The sequence below is a fragment of the Paenibacillus sp. Paensp38 genome (assembly GCF_059491915.1).
On sequence record NZ_CP168516.1, the window covers coordinates 2,246,139 to 2,258,491 of the forward strand.

Below are 12,353 nucleotides of genomic sequence, written 5' to 3' on the forward strand. Positions count from 1 at the left end.
TGAATTGAAGCCATGCGTCAAAATACAATCCGACTATCCGAGTTGATCATTTGTATGTCTTTATTTGAAGTTGGAAGTACAACTTTGTTTTTAATGGGGGCTGAAGCAAATCAAGATGCTTGGTTAGTCATGTTGATAGGAGCTTTAGCAGGACTACTTCTGCTAAAGCTCCATCTTGTTATTCACCATCAAGATCCTGAATTAGATTTGTTCATGTTGTTTCGCCGTTACACTGGGAAATATGTGGGCACACTCATCAATTTACTTTTTGTGCTGTATTTTACATATGAAGCTTCTCGGAACATACGCGATTTAGGCGAGGTGACAGTAATGACATTGCTCCGCCAAACCCCTTTGTGGATCATCATCTTGATCACAATCGTGGTTGTATCCAACACGGTTCGTTACGGCTACAAAGCATTTTTCTTATTTTGCTTGTTCCTTTTCCCTTTTTTTGTACTTGGATACGCCATAATTAGTATATTAATTCCGGCAACTGGTCTCTTTCACTTGGAAAATTCCCTTCCAGTTTTAGAGGAAGGATGGAAACCCATATTTAAAGCCGCTATTCCTGAGCTTATCTCCTTTCCATTCGGACAAACTGTGTTATTTCTTGTATTTTATCCGCTCGTACATAAAGGCCGGAATCTCACAAAACCCGTTTTCTTTGCCTATATAGTGACCGCACTTGCTCTAACATTTATTAATCAATTGGATATTTTTGTTCTCGGACCTAAGATCGCCGCTAATAGCACACTTCCACTTTTGGAAACCGTTCAGTTGATTGAATTAGCAGATCTGTTCGAACGAATGGATGCCCTTTTCACCTTGCTTCTTTTTCTTGGCTTGATCATCAAAATGTCTTTATTTTTTAACGGTGCAGTGATAGGACTTGAAAAAATAACTGGAGTCGGATTTAAAAAATGGATTCTTCCCCTTGCTGCACTTATTTATGGGCTTTCTTTTTTGTCGCCTAACTATACTCATCACATGGTAATCGGTCGGAAATTTGTTCTTAATTCCTGGTTTCCTATTTTTCAAATTCTCCTCCCTTTGTTACTATTTGTGGTTATTGTCATCAAAAAAAGAAATCTAAAAAGCTGAGACCTTTTCATTTATGGAGTGTATCGATAAGGTACATCCTCGCTTCATAAGGACGCATTTCTATTTCAGACATGTTATTTGGATAATTGGATATTAGCAACTGCTTAGTCTCTGCCAGCTCTTTCTGAAGTGGGAGATGGGTTGTGTATTTTTGAAAATTACATACTACAAGTAGTTTGGCTCCTTTCAGCGTTCGAGTGTAAGCGAACAAATCTTTATTCTCGGGATACATCAGCTCATAATCCCCATATATGATCACTTCATGATCTTTCCTTAATCGGATTAGTTTCCGATAATAATGGAATATGGATTCAGGGTTATTTAAACTTTCTTGTGCATGGATATCCTTATAATTCGGGTTTATTTTAATCCAAGGGTTCCCTAATGTAAAACCAGCGTTGTCGGAAGCGTCCCACTGCATTGGTGTTCGAGCGTTATCACGCCCCTTTGCAAAGACTGACTCCATAACTTTGTCTTCAGGGTATCCTTTCTCAATTCTATCTTTGTAGAAATTTAGTAACTCAATATCCCGATAGTCTTCAATTGGATATTGAACATTCGTCATTCCTAATTCTTCCCCCTGATAAATGTATGGTGTGCCTCGCATGCCATGAAGAAGGGTTGCCAACATTTTAGCCGATTCTATCCTGTATTCTCCGTCATCTCCCCAACGAGAAACGATTCGGGGTAAGTCGTGATTATTCCAAAACAAACTGTTCCAGGCATCCCCCTTCAGCTCTGTCTGCCATTTAGACAACACTTTTTTTAATTCTAAAAAATCTAGAGGCTTAAGATCCCACTTCCCTTTCCCCGCTTGTTCGTCCAAACTAATATGTTCAAATTGAAATACCATTGAGAACTCACTGCCGTCCGGGTTGCTATACAATTTGGCGATCTCTGGCGTAGCGCCCCATGTTTCTCCAACCGTCAGCAGGTCTCCAGCTTTTTGAAACGTCTCCTTGCTGAGTTCCCTGATATACTTATGCAGATTCGGCCCGTTGCTGGTAATTTTCAAATCTGGCTCTTTTCCGATTAAGTCAATTACGTCAAGTCGAAAACCGCCTACACCCTTGCTTATCCACCAATTGATCATTTCGTAAATCTCTTGTCGGACTTTTGGGTTTTCCCAGTTGAGATCCGGCTGTTTTACAGAAAAAAGATGTAAATAATATTGCCCTATCTCGGGTACCCATTCCCAAGCTGAACCACCAAAGATGGAACCCAAATCGTTTGGTGGTATTCCTTCAACGCCATCTCTCCAGACATAATAGTCATGGTACGGATTTTCTTTGCTTTTTTTTGCTTCTTGAAACCAGGGATGCTCATCGGAAGTATGGTTTAACACCAAATCCATTATGATTCGAATGTCACGCTTCCCAGCTTCATCAATTAACATCCCCATATCATCCAAAGACCCGAACATCGGATCAATATCCCGATAGTCCGAAATATCATAACCAAAATCATCCTGAGGGGATTTACAAACTGGTGATAGCCAAATTGCACCGACACCAAGTTGCTGCAAATAGTCCAGACGGGAAACAATTCCTTTCAAATCGCCGATTCCATCACCATTACTATCTTGAAAGCTCCGTGGATATATCTGGTATACAACGATTTCTTTCCACCAATTTTTATTTTCCATTGTTCATTACAACCCTTCCAATACACAAATAGTATTTTTATCTTAAGCAAGTCACAGCATATAATTACTCTTTTACCGATCCTACAACAATTCCAGTCACAAAATATTTTTGAAGCAGCGGATAAATCAGCAGCAGCGGGATGACAGCGACTACGATTTTGGCCGCATTTAAATTTTTGTTTGAAATTTCAGTCAAGTTGCTGAGTTGTGCTGAGTTGGTGCCGGATTGAAGAAGTTCCGCAATGTTCACATTAAGGGACTGAATATAAGTCATTAGCGGATAATTGCTAACTTGGGTCATATAGATCAAACCGCTGAAGAAATCATTCCACGTTCCCACGATACTGAATAGTGCTACCGTCGCCAGCGCAGGGATGGACACGGGAACATACACTTTAAACAGGACCTGGAGCGGATTCGCCCCATCGATGAATGCTGCTTCTTCTAGCGCCTTAGGTACAGCAGAGAAGAAGTTCATGACAAGGATGACACTGAATATAGGGACCGCACCCGGTAGAACAAGCGACCAAATTGTATTAAGCATATCGAGGTTTTTGATCAGTAGATAACTCGGGATCATCCCACCGCTGAACAGCATGGCAAAAATCATGACATTCATATAAATGTTTCTGCCTCTAAATTCCCTTTTCGACTTGGAGAGCGGGTATGCCATTAAAATAATAAGAATCATGTTGAGAATAAGTGTAAGCACAACACGTAGAACAGATATGCCAAAGGAACGCCAGAACTGAGCATCATCAATAATTTTCGTATACGCTGCTGTTGTAAAATTGACCGGTACGAGACCTACAGCATTAGCTGACACGGCCTCGCTGCTGCTGAATGAAATCGCAACGATATTCCATAAAGGAAGAAGGCAGATCAATGCCAGCAATATGACGATGGTATTGATGACAAACCGGCCAATTCGATCTTTTAGGCTTACAGAATACGGCATAGGCTTTGCCTCCTTAGAATATTTTTCGGTCGGTGTATTTCTTGGCCAAATGGTTGGCGGATAATAGCAAAACAATACCGATCACTGACTTAAACAGACCAACAGCCGTACCGAAGCTATACTGTCGCCCAACGAGTCCAATCCGATATACATAAGTATCCAGAATATCCCCCGATTCATAGACAACCGGATTATACAGATTATAAATTTGATCGAAGCCGGCACTCAAAATATTGGTCAGACTCATCACTCCCATGAGCAGGATAATAGGCAGCATGCCTGGCAATGTAATATGCCATACTTTTCTCCACCAGCTGGCTCCATCCATTCCTGCCGCTTCATACAGACCCGGATCAATCGAAGTAATTGCAGCCAAATAGACGATGGAACTGTAACCGAACTCCTTCCACACGTCTGTCCCAATAATCAGCGGCTGGAACCAGGTGTTGCTGCCGAGAAAATTAATATTCTCCAGACCGAAAAAAGCCAAAATTTGATTCACTATTCCATCCAAACTGAACATGTTAACAACCACGGATGCTAGAACTACCCAGGATAAAAAGTGTGGCAAATAAACAATTGTCTGTACGGATTTTTTAACGAATTTGATGCGGATCTCATTTAACAAGATGGAAAAAATGATAGCCATCATTGTTCCCAATAGAATCTTGGCAATGGCAATCACCAACGTATTACTAAAAACCTGTGCGATGTCCGGCAGCTTAAACATATAAATAAAATGCTTCAGCCCTACAAATTTGGAGCCAAACATCCCCTTGGCTGGTATATAATCCTGAAACGCCGTAATGACACCGACCATCGGAACATAGCTGAATACCAGTAAAAATAAAATCCCCGGAAGCATCATCAAATGATACATGGCACCCGTGCCCAACCGACCTTTTGCTCTATCATTTCCCTGTTTCATGGATGGACCCCTTTCCTGAAGAAAGGCTGCTTATCGCAGCCCTTCTAGCAGTTCATGATTGTTTATTTTTCGGATGCAGCTTCGTCTTCAATTTCCTGAATTACCTGGTCACCACCTTGTTTCTTCCAATTGCTAACGAAAGTATCGAAGTAATCCAGAGATTCTGCACCAGTCACGATTTTGATGAAAGATTCCTGCTCCATCTTGGTCAGATTAGCCCATGTCTGTTTCATGCTTGGTGTAGTGCCAGAGAAGGCGGGTGTCATCCAAACGAATTTGTTTTCCCGTGTCAGTTTGTCGATGAGTCCCACTCCGTTGATACGCGAGTGATATTTCGCCCAGGATGTTACGTTATCCGTATCCATATCGCTCAAGTAGGTTTGAATACTTTTAATATTGTTCTTTGATTCTGTTGTCCGGACCTGTTCCAAACTAATCTCCCCTTTAATTCCGCGAACAATGTCAGAGTAATCATCCAGCAGCGAGGTAGCCGAGTTGACTTCAATATTAAAAGGTCTGGTAGAACCGTCTACGCCGTTCTCTTGATACTTGGCGGCTTCTGGCATAGATGTTTCCACATTTTTATCATTTGCCAATTTATCATAGAAAAGGTTTACTATTTTAACGGCGAGTTCCGGGTGTTCATATCCTTTTCTCACAACGATAAACTGATTAGCTGGATTGGCGTGTGCCACGTTTACCTTTCCGTCTGCATCCTCCAAAGTGTAAGCCGTGAATTTCGCATTCTTATCCATCTGCTTCACGCTACTCAGACCCCAGTCAGGAATATGCCATGGTCCAAAAGCAATACCACTTTGGCCGTTGGTGTACAGTGCCGTAATATCATCAAATGTGCGTGTTCCAAATTGCGGGTCGATGAGGCCTCTCTTGAACCAATCTGCCATGACGCCTAACATCTGCTTGGTTTCCTTTGTTGTCGAGCCATAAATAATGCTGCCGTCCTTCCCCTTCATCCAGTATTGAGGGAATGCACCCTTGGTGGAGGCAACTCCCAGCATGGTATAGGCAGAAGCATTATAGTCACTTGTATTCAGGGTGTTCACAAAGGGAATACCTACCGGTTTCCCGGATTGGCCAGGATCTCTTTTCAGGAATTCCTCAGCCGTTTTCTCCACATCATCCAGCTTGATGGCCCCGTCTCCGTCTGCGTCAAGTTGGATTCCCAGTAGATCCAGCCAATCCTGACGAACCCAGACCATGGTTGGCGCGGAATCTAGGGAAGTAGCCGGAAGTCCCATTAAACGTCCATCTATCGTTGCACTGTCTAATGCACGGCCCTCATAAGAGTCGTAAATGTTCTTGATGTTATCTGTGGCATATTGTTTGTAAATTTCCGTCATATCTTCAATCAGATCATTATCAACCAGTTCTTTGAGTTCATCCTTGGAATCAACACGCATCATGTCAGGCAGTTCCCCAGAGGCGATGGCGAGAGAAACCTGACGGCTGTAATCTTCTCCGTTGGCTTCAAATTGGTCTTTAATCTTAGCGTTAAACGTTTCTTTAACTAGCCGAGTATACGCGTTGTTCTCATACGTATCTCCAGCCGGCAGTTTCGGGTTGGCTGTAGTTACACGACCCATCGTTACGGTTATTTCGTCTTTATAGGCACTGAATGGGTCTCCCGGTGTTGCCTCATACTTGCCCGCTTCCTCCGCAGTGGGAGGGTTGGAGGAGCCCCCACAGGCTGCAAGGGTTGAAATCACCAGGGCAGACATCGACAGCGCAGCCAGACGTCTCGTCAACAATTTGCTTTTTATGAACCATTTAGTTCTCATCACATTCGATTCCCCTTCGTTCTGAATATTTCTCTATCATTGTTGTTTGCGCTTTCATTATAAAGCTCGGAGAAGACAAATCGAGATAGGGATTGAACGTCTGTTTGGATAGAGGAATGTATGCGGTTTCATTTGGGATCAAAAAGCCAATGTTGGCTTGTAAGCATTTATCCTACCTACCGACATACATTTGTCTATCCTTACTTACTAATCAAAGTGAAGAACAAAAAAACCGGCAGCTCCTGAAACAGGAATCGTCGGCTTGATTAATGGAATTATAAACGTGTCTTATAGAATTTATCGTATCACATTCATGATGGTCTTCAGCGATGGTTATGGAGTGCAGTCACCTCCACAGTCACTTGATCGCCCCCTTGTTTCTTCCATTCCTCGACAAATTGATCAAATGAATCGGTCGGTTCAGCGCCTAAAATAATTTTTAAAAATGTATCATGTTCCAGTTTTGATAGTTCACCCCAAGCCTTCTCCATCGTTGGAGTTCGTATATAGGTAAGGCTTCGAACTTTATGGATGTTTGGATCGAAAAAATTTCTTCCGCCTACTAGAAGCGAATAACCCCGCATAAAGCTGTTGCTGTGTTCATTCCAATAGGAAATACCATATTGATCATAAGGCTTCAATTTGGTTTGTTTTATTGTCGAAACCAAATTTTCCAGCAATTTGTATTCAGACTTGTCCTTGAAATCGGCGGGTGTTTTGGTTCCCATCAGAATATCCTGCGCGGCCTTTGTTTCAAATCGTGCTTCATCTGTCGGAGCTAAGAAATTGCGGCCCAGCATAAAACGCGTACCGTACTTGAACTCATCACGAAGGTACAGATTGTTAATTTTTATGATCGCTTCGGGATGAGCATATCCTTTTCGTACCACCAAGAATGAACTTGACGGATTATCCACCTTCACATGGTATGCACCGTTTGCATCCAGTGGGAGTGCGTATGCTTGCCAGTTCGCCTCCGGCTCGTTCTGCCAAGCGCTCGGAAGGGGCCAGTACCCAGCATAAAAACCTTGAAAGAACATCCCCGCCTGACCGTTAATAACTGTTTCTTCCGCTTCTTTGCGGAGACCCAGTTCTGGATCGAGAAGGCCTTTGGCGTACATTTCACGCAGTTTGACCAAGGCGTCCTTCGTTTCCGGTAGAACCGAACCGTATACAGGTTTTCCATCTTTGCTCAGCCAATATCCCGGAAAAGATCCATATGCTGCGAAGATTGGCGTTAGATCAAAAGAAAAAGCACTGTTGTTGAAATCGTTATACAGTCCAGTGCTTGAAGCAAGGCCAATCGTATCCCGCTTACTGTTTCCATCTGGGTCATTCTCCACAAAGGCCTTGGCGATAGCTTCCAGATCATCTACCGTTTTCGGCGGTTTCAGTCCAAGACGGTCCAGCCAATCCTGTCGAATCCAGAGCATGCTGAAGTCTTCCGCTGTCACAGAAGGAACAGCCATTATCTTGCCAGCGAAGGTCACTTGTTCCATAGCCAATCCGTTTGTGCTATCAATAATTTTTTTTATTTCCGGTGATGCGCTGCTATTGTATGCCTCGGTTAGATCTTCAATTTCACCAGCCTTGATCATCTCGTTCAGCTGCAGCTGATTTACAATCATGGCATCCGGCAGATCATTGCTGGCGATAGCCAGGTCGATTTTCTGACTCAGATTTTCCTTCGATACCTGCCATAATACCTGGACATCAATGTTAAGGTTTTGTTTAATCACCGTTTTCCATATATTCTTCTCAAGTGTTTCTCCTCCAGAGAGATCCGCGCCTGTTGGGTCTACCGCATATCCCAGTCGGATGGAAACGGGATGTTCATATTTCCCAAATGGATCGGCAGCGGCAGTGTCCGAGATTGTTTTCGTTGGTCCCATTGGCGATTCCCGGAAGTATGGTTTGCTGAAATATACGGTCACTGCAATTAAGCTGACGACAAGAACACATGCAGCCATCTTCTTAATCATCGCTTTCCCCTCTTTCGCCCGGTTTATTGGTCATCTGGGAGAGTACGCTATTTATCCCCTCTGCCGAGGTGTCGATATTCGCTTGGTAGCAGACCTGTCAATTCGCGAAAAATTCGGCTGAAATATTTTTCATCCGTATAACCCACTCGCTCCGCAATCCAGAAAATCGTGTTGTTTGTATTCAATAAATACTCTTTAGACTTCTCTATTCGTATAAATCGGGAGTATTCATTAAAGGTTTTCCCCATCAGATCCTTGAAGCATTGACTGAAATAGCTTCGGCTGATGTTCAGTTGCTGGGACAGACCTGAAGCTGTAAAAGCTTGGTCCAAATCATTGTGCATGATCATAATCGCTTTTTTCACGGCGTCTACAATTTCCTGTGAATACGAAGTCTGTTCATCTGACTTACGAATGCCCTCAGAGGTCTGCTTGATCCACTCTTCTACCTCGTACCAGGATTGAAAAGAATGGATCATTGAGATTCTACCCAGCGTAGTCTGGGCAAAAAGGTGATTCCATTCCATAACTATAGAGTATAGCAATCCCATCAGCTGGCCTTTATGCAGTCTTAGTGATTTGAGCTGTTCAATCAGTTGGTTGTAGTAACTATCGTTGTGGGTCCATGGTGATAGGAACCAACTTTGCTTAATACAATCCATGTCTTCATCCTTCGGTTCTATTGGAAAAGAGTCCTCCACATCCATCGAAACGGCAATGACAGGATCATAAGGGTTGTATGCATAGAATAAGGACGTTTCTGTATAATTCATAATCCAGTTTTGGATTTGCGACCATGTTCGGTCTTGTACATCGGATATAACCAGCAAGGCGCCTTGGGGAACTTGATCCAGGGATTCCTTCAGTTTATGGAACAGCTGATCCTCTACGTCCATGGGTGCCGTCCACATCCAACAGTTCCGTTCAACCTCCCATCGGATCTCGTCTACATTGGATGTCAGTTCAATCGGCCAGCTCTGTCCTGACTTGCGATCCAGTGAAACAAGTGCATACACATGGCGATAATGGACATTGGTCTCACTTAGCAGAGGCAGCTTTCGTCTTGTATTCGCCAGCTCGTCAATCCGAGCATGTATTCGATGCAGCACGTGTTCGAATTGCTCCTTCTCGAGCTGAACTTTGGCTATATAGTCGATGGCTCCAAGTCTGAGCGCTTCCTGGATATAATCGAAATCTTGATGCAGTGTTAATACGACAATATGTAGTTCTGGATAGAGCTGCCTTGCAGCTCGCATCAGTTCAATACCTGACATCACCGGCATCGCGAGATCCGTCAACATCAGATCGACCGGTTGGGCTTTCAGAAAATCCAGTGCTTTCAACCCGTTACTTGCTTCTCCTACAACCTCCATATTGAACTCGTTCCACGGCATCGCAGAGCTTATTCCTTTTCGTACTAATTTATCGTCATCCACTATCAATACCTTAATCATCCTCAAACATCTTCTCCTTTGATAGGAAGTATGAGCAGTATACTTGTCCCTGTACCCAATTCACTTTCGATCACCAGTTGTGCTTGATCTCCGTACTGTGCCCTCAACATGCGGTGGACATAATTGAGTCCAATGCCCATCCCTACTTTTTTATGTTCAGTTATACGATTATTCAGAAGTCTTTGAATCGCTTCCTCGGTCATGCCTGCTCCATTATCCTGTATTAAAATATTCAGCGTTTTAGCAAGTGTAACTTCAATTTGAATAAAACCTTCGTCACTCAGTCCATGATAAAGTGAATTTTCAACCAACGGTTGCAAAATAAAACGAGGCACAGGTATTTGAAGCACTTGATCATCCGCTGAAATACGTACGTCAAATTCAAAGTCATATCGAATTTGCTGCAAGATTAGGTACTGTCTTAGCGCATCAATTTCCTCTTCCATCGTGGATACTTGCCCTAATTTACCCAAATTGTAATACAACAGCTTGTTTAAGGATTGCACCAACTTGTCAATCTCCCCTTGTCCGTTCATGACGGCCAGCCAGTGCACAGTATCCAGCGTATTCATCAGAAAGTGAGGATTGATCTGATATAACAATTTTTCCACTTCCAAATCTGCACGAATCTTCTCTTTCTGCTGCACTTCCTTGAACAGGTCGCCGATTTGATGCTGCATATTTGAGAATTCCCCCAACAGAAAATCAAACTCGGGAATTTGAGTGCGGGTCTGGCTGCCTGCCTTTTGTGGATTCTGAGACATTCCGTTAATTTCCGAATGGAACAGACCTAATGGTTTGTAAACCATCTTCCACAGAAGCCAAGCCAGAAATACGGTAAAGCCGAGAAAAAATAAAGCGACCAGTAATATTTGAAGCAACCACTGGTTTTTCTCCTGTTGATACTTAGCCTGCGAAATTACCGATATGACGCTCCAGTTCTGACTGGAGTCCTCCTTAAACCAATGGTAATCACGGGATATTCCATCTTTTGCAGTACCTTTCGATATGCTGGAAAAATTCTCTCCGACCTTCATCGCTTCTGGAATTTCACTGTAAACAATGTTGCCCTCACCATTCAGGATTAAATGCGATAAAGCTCCTTTGTATTGATTGTAACCCAGTATATCCTGTGTAAGACGAAAGCCGGATTCGATGTAAATATATACATCGTCCCTTTGAGGCAGCTGTACCTTTCGCATAGCAGATAAAACAAGCTGATCATCAAATCGGTTCATACTCATATGGGGACCATAGTACGCAATGCCATATGATTTGGAAAGCACAGGCAAAGACTCGGGAGAAAAACGATCTTTGATGGGAAAGTTAGCGAACTGTGTAGTGCCTTCTTTCTGGAAATAGTATAAGGTCAGACCTATATTCGGATTAGTAAACGTTACGACATTTAACTCATTCTTTAATTCATCTCTAGCCTCAATCAATTCAAATATATTGGAGGAAGGCTTCAAGACTTCATCCAGTTTTTTGCCTAATGTACCACTATAGGATAATTGCTGAGTAACATGATTCAGGTTGGTAATTGAATTTTCCAGTGATGAAGTTACCTGCTGTAGATTGCTCCTAATTCCATCATTGATTTTATTCGCAAAAATGGAATCAATGGTATAGTAAGAAATTGCAAATATACTGATAAAGGGAATAAATGCGCTGAGAAAAAACAATAAAAAGATTCTTTTTTTAAGTGTCATTCCGACCCATTCTCCTTAGGTAAATGAAAGAGCAAGCCCCTGGTTATGAGCTTGCTGTTTATGAATAACAGCTCTATCAATTATCGTCTTCCTCATAGGCAGCGACCTATTTGAAAATTGGCGACATCTTAATCCGATTCAGATTGAAAAAATCAGGATACCTCCATCTCGGGGAGGTCCAATTCTGTTCATAATTATAGATTGATATTCAAATATGTCAAACGCTTTCATGGAATTCATAGAACTTATTCTCTCTTCCTCTTTGCATACAGCAACAAATAATTTCTCTCCTTCACTCAGCACTTGTAGAAATTGTTCTCTGGCCAAGTTGGGAGCAAACACCAGTAACGCGGCCTAACGATTCATATTTTTCCTTCTTACTAACGTTTAGCTGTAAACCTCTTGTTCCAGCACCCGATTTACAGCCTTGATAAAGGCAAGATAACCACCATCTGTATCGTGCCGATGAGGAAGAGCCAAAAGCATTGTCTCTTCAACCTGGTTATCGTCTAACTCATAGCTGTTTGTCAGGATTTCTCTGATCTCATCGACGGGTGTACCGAGAGCAAACTTCTGAGCTGCTTTATAGATATCATAGTTCTCATAGATATCCTTCCGTGTCACCTTCTGCAAATCGATAAAATCATATATTTTTTTAACGAAATACAGCACCGCCAGCACAATTGAGATCAGACCCGCAATTGTTAAAATTTCATTCATTCCCCATACCTCTTTCCCTTTCCACTCAGTTGACAGCTTAGCCGATGAAACAGA

At 42.5% G+C, this 12,353-nt stretch carries 9 protein-coding genes; 1 reads left to right on the forward strand and 8 read right to left on the reverse strand.

The genetic code is table 11. The annotated features are described in order from the left end of the window. Positions 1 to 12: 12 nt before the first annotated feature. Positions 13 to 1,104 carry a GerAB/ArcD/ProY family transporter gene (locus ACEN8J_RS10105; protein WP_165150639.1) on the forward strand — a complete coding sequence of 364 codons (1,092 nt, stop codon included), beginning with the start codon at positions 13 to 15 and terminating at the stop codon, positions 1,102 to 1,104. A 7-nt stretch (positions 1,105 to 1,111) separates the two neighbouring features. Here ACEN8J_RS10105 and ACEN8J_RS10110 read toward each other — a convergent pair whose 3' ends face one another. The 8 genes from ACEN8J_RS10110 to ACEN8J_RS10145 all read right to left on the reverse strand — a co-directional run bounded on the left by ACEN8J_RS10110 (position 1,112) and on the right by ACEN8J_RS10145 (position 12,299). Next, complete coding sequence (locus ACEN8J_RS10110) at positions 1,112 to 2,749, reverse strand: glycoside hydrolase family 13 protein (RefSeq protein ID WP_495594461.1); 1,638 nt, start codon at positions 2,747 to 2,749, stop codon at positions 1,112 to 1,114. Between the two features lie 64 nt (positions 2,750 to 2,813). Beyond that, positions 2,814 to 3,707: a carbohydrate ABC transporter permease gene (locus tag ACEN8J_RS10115; RefSeq protein WP_039274896.1), complete on the reverse strand. Its 894-nt coding sequence runs from the start codon at positions 3,705 to 3,707 to the stop codon at positions 2,814 to 2,816. A gap of 13 nt (positions 3,708 to 3,720) precedes the next feature. Further along, positions 3,721 to 4,635, reverse strand: a complete 915-nt coding sequence (locus ACEN8J_RS10120) for an ABC transporter permease (protein ID WP_029515318.1) — start codon at positions 4,633 to 4,635, stop codon at positions 3,721 to 3,723. Positions 4,636 to 4,697: 62 nt separating this feature from the next. Then, a complete protein-coding gene (locus ACEN8J_RS10125; RefSeq protein ID WP_430025837.1) occupies positions 4,698 to 6,434 on the reverse strand; it encodes a type 2 periplasmic-binding domain-containing protein in 1,737 nt (578 codons plus the stop codon). A 323-nt stretch (positions 6,435 to 6,757) separates the two neighbouring features. Beyond that, positions 6,758 to 8,416: an extracellular solute-binding protein gene (locus ACEN8J_RS10130; protein ID WP_318628318.1), complete on the reverse strand. Its 1,659-nt coding sequence runs from the start codon at positions 8,414 to 8,416 to the stop codon at positions 6,758 to 6,760. A 47-nt stretch (positions 8,417 to 8,463) separates the two neighbouring features. Beyond that, positions 8,464 to 9,870: a response regulator transcription factor gene (locus ACEN8J_RS10135; RefSeq protein ID WP_029515321.1), complete on the reverse strand. Its 1,407-nt coding sequence runs from the start codon at positions 9,868 to 9,870 to the stop codon at positions 8,464 to 8,466. 2 nt (positions 9,871 to 9,872) lie between these two features. Continuing rightward, positions 9,873 to 11,579 (reverse strand): sensor histidine kinase, encoded by a 1,707-nt coding sequence (locus ACEN8J_RS10140; protein ID WP_029515322.1) that lies wholly within the window; start codon positions 11,577 to 11,579, stop codon positions 9,873 to 9,875. 387 nt (positions 11,580 to 11,966) lie between these two features. Then, positions 11,967 to 12,299, reverse strand: coding sequence for a hypothetical protein (locus ACEN8J_RS10145; protein WP_029515324.1), 333 nt, complete (start codon positions 12,297 to 12,299; stop codon positions 11,967 to 11,969). Between the last annotated feature and the right edge of the window lie 54 nt (positions 12,300 to 12,353).